Origin of the sequence: Halomonas sp. DP8Y7-1 (genome assembly GCF_019801685.1) — a bacterium.
In the GTDB taxonomy this organism is placed as follows: Bacteria; Pseudomonadota; Gammaproteobacteria; order Pseudomonadales; family Halomonadaceae; genus Halomonas; species Halomonas litopenaei_A.
The window spans coordinates 58,473-77,628 of the sequence record NZ_JAHVIN010000002.1 but is presented as its reverse complement, the minus strand read 5'-3'; the positions used below and the strand labels follow the sequence as shown (position 1 = coordinate 77,628).

General features: G+C 64.6%; 19 protein-coding genes. All 19 read right to left on the bottom strand.

Annotation, left to right across the window (positions count from 1 at the left end; genetic code table 11):
* Window positions 1–99: 99 nt before the first annotated feature.
* Window positions 100–1,074, bottom strand: a complete 975-nt coding sequence (locus tag KUV41_RS01150) for an SMP-30/gluconolactonase/LRE family protein (protein WP_224908870.1) — start codon at window positions 1,072–1,074, stop codon at window positions 100–102.
* 131 nt (window positions 1,075–1,205) lie between these two features.
* Window positions 1,206–2,354, bottom strand: coding sequence for a galactonate dehydratase (dgoD, locus tag KUV41_RS01145; RefSeq protein ID WP_206944042.1), 1,149 nt, complete (start codon window positions 2,352–2,354; stop codon window positions 1,206–1,208).
* Window positions 2,355–2,439: 85 nt separating this feature from the next.
* Entirely contained in the window at window positions 2,440–3,222 is a 783-nt protein-coding gene (locus KUV41_RS01140; RefSeq protein ID WP_222483789.1) for a FadR/GntR family transcriptional regulator, read from the bottom strand.
* Between the two features lie 165 nt (window positions 3,223–3,387).
* A complete protein-coding gene (locus KUV41_RS01135; protein WP_222483787.1) occupies window positions 3,388–4,131 on the bottom strand; it encodes a 4'-phosphopantetheinyl transferase family protein in 744 nt (247 codons plus the stop codon).
* Entirely contained in the window at window positions 4,112–4,552 is a 441-nt protein-coding gene (locus KUV41_RS01130; RefSeq protein ID WP_206944038.1) for an excinuclease ATPase subunit, read from the bottom strand. Before KUV41_RS01130 ends, KUV41_RS01135 begins: the two co-directional genes overlap by 20 nt.
* Window positions 4,553–4,606: 54 nt before the next feature.
* Window positions 4,607–5,863 (bottom strand): beta-ketoacyl-ACP synthase, encoded by a 1,257-nt coding sequence (locus tag KUV41_RS01125; RefSeq protein ID WP_206944037.1) that lies wholly within the window; start codon window positions 5,861–5,863, stop codon window positions 4,607–4,609.
* On the bottom strand, window positions 5,863–6,588 hold the full coding sequence (gene fabG / locus KUV41_RS01120) for a 3-oxoacyl-ACP reductase FabG (RefSeq protein ID WP_222483783.1): 726 nt from the start codon (window positions 6,586–6,588) through the stop codon (window positions 5,863–5,865). The genes KUV41_RS01125 and fabG overlap by 1 nt, the downstream gene beginning before the upstream one ends.
* Window positions 6,585–7,133: a hotdog family protein gene (locus tag KUV41_RS01115; protein WP_261395877.1), complete on the bottom strand. Its 549-nt coding sequence runs from the start codon at window positions 7,131–7,133 to the stop codon at window positions 6,585–6,587. Before KUV41_RS01115 ends, fabG begins: the two co-directional genes overlap by 4 nt.
* Complete coding sequence (locus KUV41_RS01110; protein ID WP_222483782.1) at window positions 7,130–8,338, bottom strand: beta-ketoacyl-ACP synthase; 1,209 nt, start codon at window positions 8,336–8,338, stop codon at window positions 7,130–7,132. Before KUV41_RS01110 ends, KUV41_RS01115 begins: the two co-directional genes overlap by 4 nt.
* Window positions 8,323–9,021, bottom strand: coding sequence for a DUF3261 domain-containing protein (locus KUV41_RS01105; protein WP_315900525.1), 699 nt, complete (start codon window positions 9,019–9,021; stop codon window positions 8,323–8,325). The genes KUV41_RS01110 and KUV41_RS01105 overlap by 16 nt, the downstream gene beginning before the upstream one ends.
* Complete coding sequence (locus KUV41_RS01100; protein ID WP_224852147.1) at window positions 9,018–10,271, bottom strand: NAD(P)/FAD-dependent oxidoreductase; 1,254 nt, start codon at window positions 10,269–10,271, stop codon at window positions 9,018–9,020. Before KUV41_RS01100 ends, KUV41_RS01105 begins: the two co-directional genes overlap by 4 nt.
* Window positions 10,255–12,609, bottom strand: a complete 2,355-nt coding sequence (locus KUV41_RS01095) for an MMPL family transporter (RefSeq protein WP_222483780.1) — start codon at window positions 12,607–12,609, stop codon at window positions 10,255–10,257. Before KUV41_RS01095 ends, KUV41_RS01100 begins: the two co-directional genes overlap by 17 nt.
* A complete protein-coding gene (locus KUV41_RS01090; protein WP_222483778.1) occupies window positions 12,606–13,211 on the bottom strand; it encodes a LolA family protein in 606 nt (201 codons plus the stop codon). The genes KUV41_RS01095 and KUV41_RS01090 overlap by 4 nt, the downstream gene beginning before the upstream one ends.
* Window positions 13,208–13,648, bottom strand: a complete 441-nt coding sequence (locus KUV41_RS01085; RefSeq protein WP_206944032.1) for an acyl-CoA thioesterase — start codon at window positions 13,646–13,648, stop codon at window positions 13,208–13,210. Before KUV41_RS01085 ends, KUV41_RS01090 begins: the two co-directional genes overlap by 4 nt.
* A complete protein-coding gene (hutH, locus tag KUV41_RS01080; RefSeq protein WP_222483776.1) occupies window positions 13,638–15,191 on the bottom strand; it encodes a histidine ammonia-lyase in 1,554 nt (517 codons plus the stop codon). Before hutH ends, KUV41_RS01085 begins: the two co-directional genes overlap by 11 nt.
* Window positions 15,175–16,131: a glycosyl transferase gene (locus tag KUV41_RS01075; RefSeq protein ID WP_222483773.1), complete on the bottom strand. Its 957-nt coding sequence runs from the start codon at window positions 16,129–16,131 to the stop codon at window positions 15,175–15,177. The genes hutH and KUV41_RS01075 overlap by 17 nt, the downstream gene beginning before the upstream one ends.
* Window positions 16,128–16,868 carry a glycosyltransferase family 2 protein gene (locus KUV41_RS01070; protein ID WP_222483772.1) on the bottom strand — a complete coding sequence of 247 codons (741 nt, stop codon included), beginning with the start codon at window positions 16,866–16,868 and terminating at the stop codon, window positions 16,128–16,130. Before KUV41_RS01070 ends, KUV41_RS01075 begins: the two co-directional genes overlap by 4 nt.
* Window positions 16,861–18,609, bottom strand: coding sequence for an AMP-binding protein (locus KUV41_RS01065; protein ID WP_222483770.1), 1,749 nt, complete (start codon window positions 18,607–18,609; stop codon window positions 16,861–16,863). Before KUV41_RS01065 ends, KUV41_RS01070 begins: the two co-directional genes overlap by 8 nt.
* On the bottom strand, window positions 18,606–19,148 hold the full coding sequence (locus tag KUV41_RS01060) for a hypothetical protein (protein ID WP_224908858.1): 543 nt from the start codon (window positions 19,146–19,148) through the stop codon (window positions 18,606–18,608). Before KUV41_RS01060 ends, KUV41_RS01065 begins: the two co-directional genes overlap by 4 nt.
* Between the last annotated feature and the right edge of the window lie 8 nt (window positions 19,149–19,156).

The following is a 19,156-nucleotide window of genomic DNA, read 5'->3' as shown; positions in this document are numbered from 1 at the left end:
GCGCAGTTTACGAGGTGTAAATGAGTATTTTGACCGGGCTGGCGTACCAGCCGATTTTTAACACCGTATCACCAAGCGCAGGCACTTTTCGTACAAGCCCTAGCGAAGCGCGATGGGAGGCTCCACTAGCCCCCTAACTCCCGGTAGCGCCTCGGCCAGATCGAACAGGAAAATGGCGCCATCTCGGCGTGAAGGCGCCTGTTCGCCAGCGGCCGGAGACTGCCCCTCTGTGGCAGTGGTGATCAACAGCTGGGTCAGGTGGTGACCGCCAAAGGCGGGGCAGGAAGGTTGTTCGGCGTTGACGCTGATATGGCAGACCTCTTCTCCCGTCGGGGAGAGGCGGGCGACCCGTCCCGAGCCCCACAGCGCGAGCCACATGTAGCCTTCTGCATCGATAACCGCGCCGTCGGGATTGCCGACATCCCCAGAAAAGTCCGCCCAAGGCTCGGGAGCGATCAATGCTTCCGGTGCTGCTGGCTCGCCTCCCTGAAGGAAGCTGTTGCCGTCGGCGCGCAGGGGGAAGCCCTGGGCGTCCAGCGACCAGCGCATGACCACGCCAGTGACGGTATCGGTAAAGTAGCCGAGTCGCCCGTCGGGAGAAAAGCACAGGGCATTGGGGATGCTCATGCCGCGCTTGAGGCAGGTGATCTGGCCGCGATAGAGGCGATACAGACTGCCAGCCCCCGGCTCTGCAGCCTTGCCCATGGTGGAGAACCACAGGCCCCCGTGGCGGTCGATGCGAGCATCATTGCTGCGAGTGACAGGATTGTCGGCTTCTACCTCCCGCCAGGGCGATATCTGGCCATGGGCATGGTCGCGTTCCTTGAGGCCTGACTCGGTGACCAGCAGATCATCGCCGCTGGTCAGGGGAGCAGCGAACGAGGTTAACTCGTCCAGCGCTTGGCTGTCGTGGGAGCCATCGTCGAGTCGATAGCGGTGCAAGCGCTTGCCTAGGATATCCAGCCAGCGATACTCGCCACGCAGGGCGTCCCAGCTTGGGCCTTCGCCCAGCTCGCAAGGACCGTCGAAGATCACCCGGGCCTCGCCCAGGCAATGGGAGGAAGAAGACGTCATCGGTTGTCTCTCAGGGGTAGCCGAGCTATGAGTGTTTCCCCAGTGTGGGAGCCCGCCCGAGCGGCGGCAAGTGTGCGGCTCGCTCGGGCGGCCATCAATGGCTGCGGAAATACCCTGTCAACAGGTGGGGCTTACCACTCGGCGACGGAGCCATCCTCATGCTGCCATACCGGATTGCGCCAGCGGTGACCGACCTTGGCACGTTCCTCGACAAACTCCTCGTTGATCTCGACGCCCAGGCCTGGCCCGTCAGGAATCGCGCAGTAGCCGTCTTCGATGGACAGGGCTGACTTGTCCACCAGGTAGTCGAGCACGTCGTTATCCTTGTTGTAGTGGATACCCATGCTCTGTTCTTGAATGAAGGCGTTGTGACACACCGCATCCAGCTGCAGCGAGGCGGCCAGCGTCAGCGGACCCAGCGGGCAGTGGGGGGCGAGTGCCACGTCATAGGCCGAGGCCAGGGTGGCGATCTTGAGACCTTCGCTGATGCCACCGCAGTGCGACAGGTCCGGTTGCACGATATCCACCATGTTGTCGGCCAGCAGATCGCGGAAGGCAAAGCGGGTGTGCAGACGCTCACCAGTGGCGATGGGGGTCGCCAGGTCCTGGGCGATGGTCTTGAGGACGGGCAGATGCTCCGGCGCAACCGGCTCCTCGATGAACATCAGGTGATAGGGCTCGAGCTCGCGCATCAAGGTCTTGGCCATGGGGCGATGGACGCGACCGTGAAAATCCACCGCGATGCCGACATCTGGGCCCACGGCGTCACGGGCCTCTGCCACCCGTGCGACCGCGTCATCGATCTTGCGATGGCTGTCGACGATCTGCATCTCCGGGGTGCCATTCATCTTGAAGGCGGTAAAGCCCTGATCGGTCAGTGCCTTGGCGCCTGCCCCCACGTCGGACGGGCGGTCACCACCGGTCCAGGCATACATGCGCATGCGATCCCGCACCTTGCCCCCGAGCAGCTGATGCACCGGCACGCCGAGTTCGCGGCCCTTGAGGTCCCACAGCGCCTGATCGATACCGGCAATGGCCGACATCAGGATGGGGCCGCCACGATAGAAGCCAGCGCGATACATGACGTTCCACAAGTGCTCGATGTTGCGCGGGTCCTGGCCGATCAAGTAGTCCGACAGCTCGTGCACGGCCGCTTCGACGGTGGCCGCTCGACCCTCGATGACGGGTTCGCCCCAGCCGTAGACGCCTTCGTCGGTCTCGATCTTGAGAAAGCACCAGCGCGGCGGCACCTGCCAGGTCTTGAGTTTGGTGATCTTCATGGTGGAAACCTCATGTCGGCGGCCGGTTCAGCCGCGTGGAATGTAAACGATGCACAGCAGTGGCGGTGACGCTCGCCCCTGTGGCTTACAGGCTGGGTCGAGTTGAAGGCGCCATCACACCCCGGCCAGGTGCCAGCGAACCCAGGTCGCGGGCGGTGCGCTCGAGCAGGCTTTCAGTGGCTTGGCGGGCCTGTGCCGGTTGCCTCAGGCGAATCGCTTCCAGCAGTTGGCGGTGCCGCTCCAGGCTGTCGCTGAGCCCTTCGGCCTGGCCCGTTGCCTGATCCTGGGAGCGCTGTATCAATGCCACAATGCATGGGCGCAACAGCAGCCCTAGCTGGCGCCAGACCAAGTTATGGCTGGCACGGTAGATGGCATCATGGAACGCCACGTCGTACTCGGCATGGGTGAGCCGCAGGTGGGGCAGGTCGGCGGTGCTCAGCATGCCCTCGAAGGCTCGCTCGATACGTGCGAGGTCCTCACCCGTGGCATGCAGGGCGGCCAGTTCGCTGATGTACGGCTCTGCCGCCAGGCGAAAGGAAAATACCGCAGCGATCAATTCGGGATGGGGAGCCTCCAGGCTTGCCATCCAACGGCTCATCTGTGGGTCCAGCAGGTGCCAGTCAATGACATCACGGACCAGCGTTCCGCGTCCGGCCACCCGCTCGATCAGACCTGCCGAGACGAGCTCTGCAAGGGCGTTGCGAACGCGATTGCGGCTGGCATCGAAGTGATGGCAAAGGTCCAGTTCGCGAGGGAAGTCATCGCCCGGTTGCCAGCGCCCCGAGAGGATCGCTTGGGCGAGGACCTCGGCCAGGGCTGACGCGCCGCCTGTCTCTGGCGATGGCGATAATGACGAGAGAGCGGCCATCTGAACCTCCGAAATGTTGGATGTTAGTGTATTTAATGTCTGACATTTATAGCAAGCGACAATAACACCCTCAGGACTAGACCTTGGTAGGGGGCAGGGGCAAGGAACTCGCTGGAAGGAGGCTTGTGGGTAGAGGGCAACGCTGCCAGATATCGATGGATCGTCTCACCCTGCGTCAGAGTGTCGGATCCTCGTGAAAGGAATGCCGCACCCACCTAGAGGCATCTCGATGACCAGCTGGGAACTCAGGCTGCACAGGCTCAAGGTGAGCCTTTGATCCTGTGCTTGCCAGACATTCAGTGGCGGTTCGAAGGGGCGAGAGTCACGCTCGAGGTCAATGCCTGCGGACATCGGCATCGGTATCGACATCGCCACGAGCGGTGCGATGCGGGTGGCCAAGACATGGTCCGGTGGCTGGTCCGCCAGACAGCCGAGCTTGTAGCAGGCCTCGTGCAGGGTCCAGGCGCGGTAGAAGGCGGCAAGAGGATCACTTGAGGCGCGGATGGCGTAACGCACCTCGGCCTCAGGCAATGTCTCGATCAGCCCCTCGAGGCGACGCTGGTGTCGCTGCTTGCGAGAGGGGCTTGGCGCCTCGATATCCAGACCGATCGGCACCTCACCAAGTCCGGCGACGACCAGGCTGCCGCTGTGGCTTAGACAGGCCGTCCAGGGGCAGGGCAAGTCGGTATGGCGCGGCGGCCCCGCGCCGCGTGGCGACCAGCCCTCCAGCGCACAGCGATGGCCAAGCTGGGCGGCCAGCCGGGTTAACAGCTCCCGTCCCAGGCGGGATGTCTCGGCCCCCCGCGCGATGGCCGAAGTTGGCCGCCCCTGGGGGGCAGCACCGTCATTGGCCGACAGCGCTGCGATGGCCAACAGCAGCCGCGGACGCTCAGCGCAGCGTGACGACATCGCCCTTCAGTGCCACCCCGGCCATCAGCGCGCCGGCATGGCACTCGTACTCGTCGGTCAAGGCGCGCGGGTTTCTGTCGTAGAAGCTTGCGATGTTGACCACGGCGTTACCGCCCTGCTGGCGCGCACTGTCCTGCAGGGCGATCAGCGCCGAGAGCATGACCCAGCGGCAGGCTTCTTCATCCGTCTTGTTGAACGCGTTGGTCTTGCGGCTAGTGACCACTTCACCAAAATTGCGGTCGACGGTACCGCCGTCATCGGCAAACACCAGCCGGATGCTGGGGTCCAGCTTCTCCTGAGCGGCTGGTGTGGCCAGCGCTTCCTGAATGGGCAGGAAGTAGGGGGTGTCGCGTGCTTCAGCACTGGCGGCTGTGCCAAGGCTTGCGAGAAGCAGTGACAGGGCAAGAGTTCCTTTCTTCATGTGTCGTGTCCTTTCTTCTTATGGGGAGGCCGTTGGCCCCGCGCGGTCGCGTCATTACCAGCGGCGGAAAATGAGCGACGTGTTGATGCCACCGAAGGCAAAGTTGTTGCTCATCACGTATTCACACTGCATATGCCTGCCCTCGCCACGCAGGTAGTCGAGCTCAGCACAGTCGGGGTCCGGATTCTCGAGATTGAGGGTGGGATGGAACCAGCCGTCGCGCATCATCTCGATGGCGACCCAGGCCTCCAGTGCGCCGCAGGCCCCCAGGGTGTGACCGGTGAAGCTCTTGAAGGCGCTGATCGGCTGGTGCTTGCCGAACACTGCCTGAGTCGCCTTGCTTTCGGCGACATCACCGCGATCGGTCGCGGTGCCATGTGCGCTGACGTAGCCGATATGGGAGGGGTCAAGCGCTGCATCGGCAAGCGCACCGCGAATAGCGCCTTCCATCATGCTGGCATCCGGTTGGGTAACATGGCGACCGTCGCTGTTGGTGCCAAAACCGACCACCTCAGCGTAGATATGGGCGCCACGGGCCAGGGCGTGTTCTAAGTCCTCAAGGATAAGGCTGCCGGCGCCTTCGCCGATGACCAGACCGTCGCGATCGCGGTCAAAGGGCCTCGGTGTTGCCTGCGGCGAATCGTTGCGGGTACTGGTGGCGAACAGGGTGTCGAACACCGCGGCTTCCGATGCGGAAAGTTCTTCGCAGCCACCTGCGATCATCGCCTTCTGGCGGCCGAAACGAATCGCTTCGTAGGCGTAGCCGATACCCTGGCTGCCCGAGGTGCAGGCGCTGGAGGTGGTATGAATGCGCCCGCGTACGCCGAGAAAGACCCCGATATTGACCGGCGCGGTGTGGGCCATCATGCGAATGTAGGAGTTGGCGTTGAGGCCGTCTGTGGACTTGTTGATCAGCATGTTGCCGAAATCGGCAACGGCATCTGGCTCACCGGCTGATGCGCCATAGGCGATGCCCATCTCGCCACTACCCAGCAATGGGCTGTCAGCAAGCCCCGCATCCTCCAGTGCCAGCTCGCTGGCGCGAGTGGCCATGCGGGCCCCGCGTCCCATGCTGCGCAGGGCCTTGCGATGATAGTGCGCAGGCAAGTCGAAGGTTTCCACCGGGGCACCCAGGCGGGTGTTGAGACCTTCATAGACGGCCCACTCGGGCAGATGACGGATGCCATTTTCGCCGCGCAGCAGGCGTGCCTTGATGGTTTCCCAATCGTTGCCGACTGGCGAGAAGCCGGCCATGCCGGTCACTGCCACGCGACGCCCGAGGCCGTCGGCGCGATGTCCGTGATGATGCATCAGCATAGCCCTCCGTTGACGCCGATCACCTGGCGAGTGATATAGCCTGCGTCCTCGGAGCACAGGAAGCTCACGGCGGCAGCCACCTCTTCGACTCGCCCAGTTCGGCGCATCGGTATCGCCTTCATCGCCTCGTCACTTGCCAGGTCTTCTGTCATGTCAGTGTCGATCAATCCAGGTGCCACCGCATTGACCGTGATCCTGCGCTTGGCCAGTTCGACGGCCAGCGCTTTCACTGCGCCAATCAGCCCGGCCTTGGCTGCGCTGTAGTTGACCTGCCCGCGGTTGCCCATGACCCCGGAGACCGAGGACATGACCACAATACGGCCAGGCTTGCGTCGACGTATCATCGGCATGCTGACCGGTTTGACCACGTTGTAGAAGCCGTTGAGGCCAGTGTCGATGACGCTGTCCCAGTCATTGTCGGTCAGTGCCGGAAAGGCGCCATCGGCCGTGATGCCAGCGTTCAGTACCACGCCGTAGTAGGCACCATGGGTCTCCATGTCATGTTCCAGCGCCGCCCGAGTGGCCGCGCGGTCGGTCACGTCGAAGCACAGTACCCGTGCCTGTCGGCCCTGGCGGCGGATGAGCTCGGCGACGTCTTCGGCGGCATCTTGGCGGCTGCGGCAATGAACCACGATATCGAAACCATCCCGGGCAAGTCGCAGAGCGATGGCGCGGCCGATGCCCCGGCTGGAACCGGTGACGAGCAGGGTATCGGTCATGGCGTGGCGTCCTCGAACATGGCTGACAGGGCGTCGGCGCTGTCGGGCTGAAAGACATTCAGGGTGGCGCTGGCCAGCGTCAGGCCAGTGGCCCCGCTGAGTTCGCCGCGAAAGGCACCGAGACCATTGTCGGCGCGATAGTCGAGCACGATCTTGACGGTGACCGGGAGATCGAAGCAGAAGTGCTCGACGTCGCAATGGTAGTGTCGGGAGCCAAGCAGGAAGCCGATACGCGGCGTGTCTCCGTGTTGTCTTGCAGCCTGGCCGGACCAGGCCGCAATCGCTTGGGCCAGCCACTCCAGGCCCACCCAGCCAGGAATACCCTGGTCGTCGGCAAAAGGATCGTGACACCGTGGAGTGACGCTGGCCACCAGGTGCTCCTCGCCGATCTCCACAACCTGGTCGAGCAGACACATGCTGGCCTGGTGAGGCACCAGCTCGGCGATCGGCGGAAAGCGCTCCTCAGCCACGTCAAGGTCAGTGGCCTGCTCGGGAGTGGCCTTCGATGACATGCCGGTAGCCTCGGCACAAGGGGTGAGTGTCATGACGTACGCTCCATCACGAGAGAAATATTGTTGCCGCCAAAGGCGAAGGCGTTGGATAGCGTGCGGCGAACCCGGGTGTGAGCGGATGGCAGTGCCTGGCATAGCGCTAGCTGCGGCAGCGTCGGATCGGCGGCATCCAGGTGAGGCGGGCACCGGTCATGCTGCATGGCGAGCCAGCAGAAGGCCGCTTCGAGAGCGCCGCAAGCGCCCAGGGTGTGGCCGGTCAGGCTCTTGGTCGAGCCACAGGCAACCCCTGCGGGAAAGGCCTGGCTCACGGCGCGGGACTCCATGGCATCGTTCTGTCGGGTCGCGGTGCCATGGAGGTTCAGATAGTCGATGTCGGCCGCTGTGAGGCCTGCCATCTCCAGAGCGGCTTGCATGGCATTCAGGGCTCCCTCACCGTCGGGCCGCGGCGCAGAAATGTGGTGGGCATCGCTGGTTTCCCCGTAGCCACTGAGCTGGATGCCACCCGGCTCGCCGCTGACCAGGAACAGCGCAGCCCCCTCGCCCAGGTTGATGCCGTCACGCTGCGCCGCGAAAGGCTGGCAGGGTTGGTTGCTGACCGCCTCAAGGGCAGAAAATCCGTTTACGGTAAGGCCGCATAAACTGTCGGCGCCACCTGCGATGACGACATCACAAAGCCCCGCCTTGAGCATCCGCCTGGCGCTGGTCAGGGCCTTGGCACTGGAGGTGCAGGCGGTCGAGAGGGTGTAGGCTGTGACGACAGTGACGTTTGGCCGAGCGTTGGCGATACGCCAGGCCAGGAAGTCGGACGGCGCGCCGATCTCGTGGCGAGCGTAGTGAAAGTCGTCAGGCCAGAGGCCCGTTTCAGCGCGCTGTGCGACCGCGCGTTCGGTTTCGCCGATGCCTGAGGTGCTGGTGCCCAGCACGATACCCAGGCGCGCCTGTGGATGTGTCTCCAGATAGGCGTCCAGCAGCGGGATGAGTCGCTCGAAGGCGGCGTCCAGCAAGCGGTTGTTGCGCGAACGGTGGCGCGCTGGCCAGTCACTATCATCCGGCAGGAGGGACGTCACGGCGCCCAGCCATAGTGGGCGTCCGGGGCTGTGCTCATCACTGAGCACAAGGCCACGGGTGCCGCTGAACAGCCGCGAGGCGATGGTCTCAAGGTCATCCCCTAGCGGGCAGACCAGTGCCGGCGCATGGAGTCGGCAGAATGTCTGCGTGGGTGTCACGTCGAGGGGCATGGTAAATCAGTCGCTGCACGGTGGTTGATTGTTGTGTCGGGAGTGCGGGTAGCGGGAGCCGGTGAGGATCCCAGCCTCGAGACACTAAGCCAGTAGTTGGCCTCGATATCATGAATCACATGGCAGGCTGGCGTCATCTTGACGCCAACGACCAACTGATTTCGAAAATAGATGCTGCGTGCATTGTCCTGCTGAACCAGCGACCAGTCACTACCTGCAAAGGCCTCGTGCAGTCGCTGTTCCGGCCACAGGCTAAAGCTCAGGCGACTGGCCAGCCAGTCTGCGCTGAACGGCGGGGTAAAGACGGCTCCTGGTGCAAAGCGCGCCCCTTCGGCGTCCTGCGTCAGGGTCAGCAGTCGCTGGCCTTGCAGGCTAAGCAGGGCCAGCTGCAACTGCCGATGATCATGGCGTAGTACCCCGATAAGCTCTCGACGCTCATCCTGATGCACGAACGTCAGTCGCTGGGTCTGAGCGCTGACCGGTTCCAGACCGTCGAGACTCGGCATGGGCGCTATGCCGGGGCCCTGCGCGCAGCCGCCCAGCAGTGACAGCAGTCCCAGGGCAGCAACAAGACCCAAGCGTCCCAGCGCCGCGCGCAGTCTCTTGCGCTCGGCGACGGGGGGCCGCTTGCTCGGGCAACAGGCTGGCCTTGCGCGGGGTGTGGGTACCATCGTCAGGTTCACGGTATCGCCGCCTCGCTGTCCAGCTTGCAGCGTTCGGCAAGACTCGTGAGGCGTCGGCGACTGGCGGCCACGAAGGGGTTGTCAGTATCCCACGCGTAACCGGCCAGGACCGAGGCAATCATCTGGCGGACCCGAGGCTGCTGGTCGGGATGGAAGATGACGCGAGGCAAGCGGCCGTCGTACCAGGCGTCGACGAACTCGCGGAAGGTGGCAACCCCCTGGCGCAAGGGGTGTTCAAACTCACGCTGCCAGTCGATCGTCTCGCCCTCCAGCTGGCGTGCGACAAGGGGCGCCGCGCGCAGGGCGGAGTCCAGGGCGATGGTGACACCGGAAGAAAACACCGGGTCGAGAAACTCCCCCGCGTTGCCAAGAATGGCAAAGCCCGGACCGTGCAGGCGGCGAATGTCGGCGGAGTAGCCGCTGATTCGCTGGACCTCGCGTGTGGCGGTTGCTGCCTTGAGCAGCCGCGCGTAGCGGGGCTCCTGTGCCAGCATCGACCACAGTCGCTGCTCGTCGTTGTCACCTGCCTGTGCAAGCTGTTCAGGACTTGCGACGACGCCGACCGATGCGCGTCCATCACGAAACGGTATCAGCCAGTACCAGACTCCAGCGTGTTCGGGGTGAACGCCAATCAGGATCTTCTCACGGTCGTGGAGCGCCGGATCAATATGGTCCTCGACGTGGGTAAACAAGGCGCAGCGCGGGGGGAGGTCGGATGGGCGATCCAGCGCCTCGAGACGTGCCAGCACACGGCCATAGCCGCTGGCATCGAGCACAAAGCGGGCATCCACGTCGAAAGATTGACCGCTGTCGTCGACGCAGCTCAGCCGTGGCCTGATCGCATCCGCGTGAAAGCCAGTGACGCTGACACCGAAGTCAACCCGGGCCCCTGCGGCTTGGGCACCCTCGATCAGGCGCCGGTCGAAGTCTTCCCGCGGCACTTGCCAGGTAGTGCCAGGCCCTTGACTGAACTTGTCCCGGAAGTCGATGGCGGCATAGTCCTCACCACGACAGAAGGCGGCACCATTCTTGGCTTGATAGGCACCCGCCTTGGCGGCGTCGAGCAGACCGCAGCGGTCCAGGTGAACCATGCACTGGGGCAGCAGGCTCTCGCCGATCACGAAACGCGGAAAATGGGTGCGCTCCAGCACCCTGACCGAATAGCCCTTGCGAGCCAGCCAGGCGGCCGCTGCCGCACCGGAGGGTCCAGCACCGATGATGGCGATGTCGGTTTCAGGTCGTTCTTCCATGGGATGCGTTCTCCGGTTCGTGGGCGTCGCCTCCTGCGACACCATGATGAAAGGCATCGTCGGCGCGTGTTCTTGCGCCTCGGGCCAGGGGGACCAGGCACCAGGCGGCGATCAGTCCAATCAGGCAGGTCTGCCCGAGAAAATGCAGGGCTGGCGTTGCACTGAATGCCAGCAAGCCAAAGGCCAGGAGACTCGAGGCGCAGGACAGGCTGATGGCTAACCAGGCGCCAGGATCCTCTCGGTGTTCAGTGCTGAAGATTCCCGCATCCAGCCCGATCCCGAGCACCAGCAGTAGTCCCAGCAGGTGGAACAGCGTCAGCGGTGTCTGGTGCAGCGCAAAGATTCCCAGGGTGATCAACACTGCGCCCACGGGGGGCAGCAGGGCGCGCCAGACGTTGCGGCGATAGCGTACGCCGAACACCAGTATCAGCAGCGCCAGCGCCACTGCCAGCCAGCGCACCAGCTCGGCGCTGAGCAAGGCGAGCTGCTGCGAGAGTGCGGCGACACGATCGCGGTAGATCACGTCCTCTGCCTCGGCGAGCTGGTGCAGAGCGGCGGTCGCACTGGCATCGACATCACCCAGCATGATCAGCGCGGCGGGTGAGTCGAGACCGTCGAGCCAGAGTGCACGGTCGGCTTCTCCGGCGGAAGTTGCCAGCCAGGCGCTGGGCGTCAGGATGGGCACGTCGTCCAGGCGTTGGCGTACTCGATCCTGGAGCGCGCCCGGTAATCCGGCCGCGGTCAGCAGTTCTGGCAAGGCCTCGGCATAGCGCTCTTGCACCTGGGCCAGGGCGTTGTCCTGAGCGCTAGCCGGGGGCACTGTCTGGGCAAGATGGCGGAAAGACGACAGGTGGCCCTGCCGCTGCAGCCTGGCGAGCGGTTCGCTGAGTTGGTCCAGGCGCGTCAGCAGTGCGTCGGTCGAGGTGGCGGTGACGAGCAGATAGCGGAAGCTGGCGGGACGCTCAAGCAGAGCTTGTACGCGCTGCTGCTCGTTGATCAACGCTGCCGGTGACGGGTTGAGCTGTCGCAGGTCATGACTGGTGCTGCCCCTGGTCAGCGCTAGTGCGGCGGCACCTGCCAGCAGCAGCACCAGCAATAGATACTTCCAGCGGGAGTGGGTACGCGGGCGCCACCGGTCAAGTCGCAGGGCGATGGCCGCGGTGGCCGGATGCGGCTGGACCGGGACACAGGGGAGCCACAGGCGCACGCTCAGCCAGGCGCCGATGAGTCCCAAGGCGGTGAAGGTGGCCATCTGGCGCAGGCCCGGCAACGGGGTGGCCAGTTGTACCAGATAAGCGCATAGGCTGGAGCCCAGGCCCAGCGCGAGTCCTGGCCAGAGCTGGCGTAACGGACGCTGAGGGTTGAGCTGGCGGGCGCACTGCAGGTGCAAGGCGTAGTCGACGGAAAGCCCGATCAGGCTGGCACCGAAGGCCAGGGTGATCAGGTTGAGTGTATCGAAGATCAGCCAGGTCAGGGCGCTGGCAAAGAGCAGTCCGGTGGCCACCGGCAGCAGCAGCAGGGCAATCGCTCGGGGCCGCCGAAAGACCAGTGCCAGCAGCGCCAGGATGCCGAGCAGCGAACCGAGGCCGATGGTCGCGATCTCCTGACTGGCCTGCTGGGCGCCGGCGGCGGCGTGAAACACCAGACCCGCTCGCAGGATGGTCAGCTCGGGGTGTGCCTGGTGAGCACCTTCGAGCACTGCAGCCAGGCGGTGCTGCAGATCCATGGCGTAGGGGCTGTCCGTCAAGGTACCGCTGATCAGGCTCCATTCGGCCTGGTCGGTGATCACCACCGGGCCTCCGGGGCGCCAGCTGACCGGGCCCTGGAAACGGGACTGCAGCCAGGCGTCGAGCAAGCCGAATGGGTCCTGCGCCAGATTGGCGTCGAGGCCTGGAGTGAAGAGCCGCGTGAGGCCGCGCTGACGCCACGCTTCGGCGTCAGCATCGGCCAGGGCGTCAGCCAGCAGTCGATAGCGGTAGGCTGACAGGCTTTGGTCGGGCCTTGGTGGCGATTGGCTATCGAGGGTCGCGACGATGCCGCTATCCGTCAGTGCGTGGCGAAGCTGCTCGACAGCCGTCGCCTGCGCCGCCGGCGACGAGCCGTTCACCAGCAGCACGAAACGTCGCTCGAAGATGGTGGAGAGACGCTGGTCGGCCGCACTGATCAGCTGTCCTTGCGGTGAATCAGGCAGCAGTGCGGTAATGCGCGTATCCAGCGCTCCCCCTCGCAGTACCTGCAGCGCCAGCAGGATGACGCAGGCCAGCAGGACCAGTCCCCAGCCCCTGCGCAGCAGTGCGGCGGCGCTGAGGCCCTGGGAAGGGGCGCGCGAAGTGCTCATGCTCCGGGTGCTCGCGGCGGGCAGGGTAGCGGCGACAGGGCCAGGCTGAGGCGGTCTCCGTCGGTGAAGCGAACCTCCAGTGAGGACACCAGCTCGTCGCCCTTCAGCGCTATGGACTCAAGGCGCTCCGCGATGGCGGCGTCCTTGGGTGACAAGGTGGCCTGCCAGGCGTCGAGGCGCCCGGACAGCGTCACGCTGAAGTGTTGCTCCAGGGCTGTCCAGTTACCGTCAAAAAGGCCTGTCAGGACGGGCAGCAGGGCCTTCATGCCCGTCGCCAGGTCCGGGTTTTCGGCAGATAGCACCAGCCTGTCCTGAATCGGTGTCAGTGTCTGCCAGACCAGCCCCGTTGACTGGCGACGGAAATAACCGGTGCTCGGTAGCTCCGTCTCAAGATCAGCCATCCAGCGTCGCTGATCAAAGCTGACGCAGGCGGGCGGGTCCTGGCTTAAATGGCGGCTGAGCTGCGTTAGGTCGGGTGGCGCAGCGATCGCGCTGGCGCTGGTTGCGAGCATCAGCACCGTCAGCCGGGACGTCGCTTTAGCCCACGCTATGCCAGCCAGGAACCTGCCACCATGGGGTTCGGCCTGGGTCTTTCGGTTCATGACTGTGCCTCTTGCCAGGCAAGGATCCGCTCGCTCAGAACGGGCGGTGACGCCAGGCGCATTTCGCCATCGCCAAGCCCTACCGCGACCTGCACTGACCAGGCTCGGGTCAGGCGTTTGGCGGTCTCGGCGCAGCGAATGGTGTAGTCGATCTTGAGACGATGTTCCCACTCGCTGAGTCGAGCCTCGACGTTCAGGTGTTGACCGAAGCGTGCCGGGGCGGCGTAGCGCAGCCTCAGATCGATGATGGGCCAGGCGAAGCCGGACGCCTTCATCTGCGGGTAGTTGTAGTCGATGGCGTCGAGCAGACGGCAGCGGGCAATCTCGAGATAGCGCACATAGTGCCCGTGCCAGGCGACCTCCATCATGTCGACGTCGTGGAACGGGACCTCAAGGGCCACACTGGCCCTGGGCAGGGGGCGAGCATCAGGCGTCATACAGGCTCCAATGGCGGCGGCGTATCAGCGTACACAGATGGTTGAGGTCGCTGTCCAGGGCGCGGTCCTCCTCCAGCGGTGCGATATCACGGCGCAGTTCATCCAGGAAAGCCGACAGCCGCTCCGGGATGGCGCTGGCGTTGCCAACATGACTGCGTAGCTCGACTCCCTGTGCTGCTGCATGCAGGGTCGCAGCGGCGACCTGTTCCACCAGGGTCAGGATGCGCAGTGCATCCCGAGCAGCGATGGTGCCCATGCTGACCTTGTCCTGATTGTGGCACTCGGTGGAGCGTGAAAAGACGCTGGCGGGCATAGTCAGCTTGAGCGCTTCAGCGGTCCAGGCCGAGGCACCTATCTGTACGGCCTTGTAGCCATGATTGAGGGCCAGCCTTGAGGCGCTGGCGCCGCTCAGGTTGCTCGGCAGACCGTGGTTGTAGCGGCTGTCCACCAGCAGGGCCAGCTGGCGATCAAGAAGGTCGGCAAGGTTAGCGGTGGCCTGCTTCAGGCTGTCCATGACAAAGGCCACGTGGCCACCGTAGAAATGCCCCCCGTGCATGACCTTTCCGACACTGGCGTCGACAAGCGGGTTGTCGTTGGCGCTGTTCAATTCATTGGTCAGAAACTGGCGCCACCAGGGCAGGGCATCCTCGACCACGCCGATCACATGGGGCGCGCAGCGGGTCGAGTAGCGATCCTGCAGGCGCGGTGAGTTTCGTGGTGTGCGTGGTGCATGCAGATCAAGGCGCAGCCTTGCGGCCACCTCCTGCTGGCCTGGGTGCGGCTTGGCCGCGAACAGGTCGGCGTCGAAGTGATAGGGATTGCCGTCCAGTGCCTGGACCGATAACGCGGTAATGCGTGTCGAGAGTTGCGCCAGATAGGTGCAACGGGCGAAGGCCAGGCACCCCAGGGCGGTCATGACCGCCGTGCCATTCATCAGCGCCAGGCCTTCCTTGGGCTTGAGCCGATAAGGGGCCAGTCCACGCTCGGCAAGGGCCTCGGCGGCGGGACGTTGAACGCCATTGTCGATGACCTCGCGCTCGCCGCACAGCACCGCCGCCAAGTAAGACAGCGGTGTCAGGTCGCCGCTGGCGCCGACGGAGCCCTCCTCGGGAATCAGCGGAAGCACATCGTGTTCCAGCAACCATGAGAGGCGCTCCAGTAGCTCGACACTGACTCCCGACACGCCCTGGCAAAGGGATACCAGTCGCACCAGTACCACGGCCCTGGCCGCCTCGGCATCGAGTGTCTGGCCCATGCCGCAGCCATGAAAGGTATACAGCTGGCGCGGCAAGTCATCGATGTCGTCGTGGGCCACCGGCCGGGTGCAGGCGTCGCCGTAGCCGGTGGTGACGCCGTAGACCACACCGTCTTCTTCCAGCAGTTGCGCGAGAAAACGCTGGCCACGTTCGATGCGGGCGCGGAATTCAGGGCACGGCGACAGCGCGATGCCACGGCGGCGCTGAGCGACGGCGAGAACATCCTCCAGCGTCAGGGCTGCGCCATCCAGGACCAAGGGGGCAGTCGACTCAGCGGGGTGGGACATGGTCATTGGTCTCGTCGGCAGTCCAGAAAGGGAAAAAGTTGAACCATTGCAACGGATGGCGCTGGACGCGCCAGGCCAGGTCGCTGCAGTGGCGCTGCATGGCGGCAGAAATCCAGGCGGCACGCTCTCGACGTCCCACCTGGCTGGCATCGTCGAGCAGATCGAAATCGACCAGGAAACCGTCGCTCTGGCGCACGCAGGCTAGCCGGTAGACCCGGCAGCGGAGCAGGCTGGCGAGCAGGAAGGGGCCTTCCGGGAAAGGCGCCTTGGCATCGAGAAAGTCGAGCTCACGAGTACGCCCTTGGCGGGGCGGAATACGGTCGGCTGCGATGACCACAAAGCCCCCTGCACGGATACGTGCATCCAGACGCTGAGCGCTGGACGGCGAAATCTCGTTGACCTCAAGGATCTCGGGTCGGCGTCGTCCGGTGGCGCGCTCCAGCAGCGCATTGAACTTGCGGGCGTTGGGCGTGTGCATGATAACGATCAGGTCCAGCGCCGGATGGCATTCGCTCAAGGCGTTGACGATATCGAGATTGCCGTGGTGAGCGACCACAATAAGCCCGCCCTGTCCTTCATCGACCGCTTTGGTGAAGTGGCTGACGCCGGCCCCCGAGAGCCTTGACGGAGGATACTCGCCGTTCCAGGCGGCGACCTTGTCCATGAGCGAGCGGCCAAAGCACAGGAAATGCCGAACACTGCGCGCCCGCAGTCGCACAGGGTGTCCTGCCAAGGGGGGATCAAGGCGTGAGAGATAGTCTTGGGAGGCTCGCCTGGCCGTGCGGTGCGTCAGGTAGTACCACAGGATGACCGGCCACAGCAGGAGCTGAAAGGGCCAGTCGCCGAAGCGTCTGAGCCACACCATGAACAGCATTCCGCCCAGGGTGCCGCGCTCGCCAATGGTGGCCCAGTGGCGCTGGCGCTTGAGGCCGCGGCTCATGGCTGCCTCCAATGACGTCGCAGCAGGCCTGGCAGGCGTGGCCACATGGCCAAGAACAGGCGGGCGTGCATCAGACTGATCTGGGTGTTGTCACGCCATACCGCGAAGTGGCTGACGCCCTGCTCGGGATAGTGCACCCGCACGGGTAGATTGGCGAGCTCGCCCCCTGCCCAGTACCAGCGTACGAGTACCTCGGTATCGAAGGTCATGCGATTGCCGCAAGGGTGGCGGCGCAACAGCGAGTTGACCTGTGTGACCGGGTAGAGGCGGACCCCGCACATGGAGTCACGAATGTGGCGTGACAGGGTGTTGATCCAGACCCACACATGGGTGGCGTAACGGCCGTAGCGACGAGCCTTGGGCACGCTTTCGTCATAGCAGGCGTATCCCGCCAGCAGTCGGCGAGGCGACTGGTACATGGCATCGAGGAAGGCAGGGATATCCGCGGGGTGATGCTGGCCGTCGGCATCGACTTGCAATGCGTGGGTATAGCCCAGACGCTCGGCTTCGATGAGGCCGCTGCGCACCGCCGCGCCCTTGCCACGGTTGTCGGCATGGGTCACCAGCGTGTGGCCCAGGGATGCCAGGCGCTCGAGCTCGCGGCGACATCCTGCATCACTACCGTCATCGACCAGAATGATCGGCAGCTCGTGGCGGGCGAGTCGCTCTACCACTCCGGCGACGGTGTCCGGGTGGTTGTAGACCGGTATCAGGGCGCAGGGGCGAAGCTCACTCATCCCGAGCCTCCAGGCGAACCCTGCCTGAGGCGTGGCGCCCCTGTGCCGAGTCGTAGGTAAAGCCGATACCGTCGGCGCGACGTTGGAGGCTGAGCGTCAGGCGCTGGCCGGGGCGCACGACCTTCTGGAACTTGAGGCGGTCCACGCCGCGAAACCGGCCCAGGTCGGAAAATACCTTACGGGCATGCTGAATAGCCCATTGCACCAGCACCACTCCTGGCACCAGGGGAAAGCCTTCGAAGTGGCCTTCCAGATAGCGCAGTCGCTCCGGTACCTCAAGGGTCAGATGCCATTGTGTATCCTGGCCTTGAGCCCCCAGCCAGCGGGGCTGACGGTCATCAGTGAGGTCGTCGAAGAAGCGGCGCAGGGCGGCTTGATCATGCTTGCCTTGAGGATTGAGCGGCAGCGCCTCGACGAAGCGCCAGTAGCGGGGCATGGCCGATGGTTCGAGCGCTGCGCCAAGGTGTTCACGCAATGATGCGATCAAGCGCCGGCGTGGTTCATGCTCCTGTGGCAGGGCGTCGCCAGCCATGGCGACCACCACACCAAGGCGGCCATCGCGCAGGTCGAGGTCCACGCACCGAGCATCATCAACGTGCTGAAGCTCGCACAAGCGCTGTTCCAGTGCCGTCAGCGATATGCGCTTGCCGCCGACCTTGGCCAGCCGGTCGCGACGTCCCAGCAGGCGGAAGCCCTCGCCGTCACGTTCGACGCGGTCGGCTTGTTCCCACCATTGGTCAGGGTGGGGGAGAAAGGGTGAGCGCAGACGAAGGGTGCTGTCATCGAGATCCAGCTCGATGTCGGGAAATGGCCGCCAGGCGTCCTGTCGCGACTGCTGGCGATAGGCGATGCCGCCGGTCTCGGTGCTGCCGTAGATCTCGATGACCGGGGCGTTCAGCAGCTGCTCGCAGCGCATGGCGTCCGTAAGCGCCAGGGGGGCGCCAGAGCTGAAGACGTCGGTGATGCGCTGGTGCTCCAGGGCCAGGTGCTGGGGCAGCCGCGATAGCTGAGCGGGACTGGTGACCAAGCGGTTGGTCAGTCCGATATGTGAGGACTCGCTCGCTCGCTGGGCCATCACCTCGGGATAGCGACTGTCATTGCCACAGAAGGGGACGTTGTGACAGAGCGGCGACAGGATACCGGTCAACAAGCCATAGATATGCTGATGGCTTACCTGGCTGATCACGGCGCGACCGGTCAGGGGCCATAGGCTGGCATGACGGCTTAGTTCCTCGTCCAGTTGACGGAAGGACTTCGCTACAAGGCTGGGCTGCCCCGTCGAGCCGGAGGTACATAGCACCACCGCTTCACCCTCGAGGGGAAGGCCGGCGTCGGGGGGCGATAGCGCCACGCGCGAGGTCGCTGCAGTGTTGTCCTGGGTGCCCGCCACGGTGGGTGTAGCGGTAGGTGCAGAGGGTATGCGGCCAACCACCAGAGGCAACAGGCGTTCCAGGGTCGCTGGTCGATCATCGCCAGGCAGCAGGGCGCTTTGCCCACTTTCCCACAATGCCAGCAGAGCGGCGGTGAAGGTACCAGGATCCGTGGCGAACAACAGCCAGCGTCCTTTCGGCCTTGGCTCAAGCCAGGTTCGCCATGCATCGATGGAAGGTCCAAGCGTCTGCGCGTGACACCAGGCGTCCGTCAGCGCGCCATTGCTCTGCACGGGCTGTCGCCAAGGGCGTTGCGTCAGGCCGAGATAATCGCTCCCAGCGCGGATAGCGTGGGTAGAAAAGGGGGTCATGGAGGGGGGCTCCGCAGCCGGCGTCGGCAAAGCCACTCACCGGCAAACATCAGGGCGATCAGGGCATAGCTGATGACGCCGTTGTACAGGGTCCAGACGTCCAGGTCTGCATAGGCTGCCGTCCAGGCAGCGATGGTGCCGTTGACCACAAAGAACAGGCACCAGACTTGCGTCACGACTCGGGTATAGCGCACGCCGGCCGGCGGTAGATTCGGCTCCTGCAATCTGGCCAAGCGTTCTACCACAGGCACGCCGCGCCACAGGCTGAGGGCAAAGGTGGCCAGCAGCACTGCATTGACGGCGACGGGGTAGCCACGTACGCCCAGTTCGGCGTCCACGGTCAGCCCCAGGGCCAGCAGCGTCAGGGCGGCGATGGCTGCCAGGCCACGAGCCTGAGGCAGCCGCCAGGCGACCAGTGCACAGCCGGTCAACAGCAGCGGCCAAGGGCCGAGGATCCCAGACAGCCCCCACACCGCGAACGGCCAGGCCAGCGAGAGCCCGATCGTCACCGCCTTGGCGGAAACCGTACGCGTACGCAACGCTGACC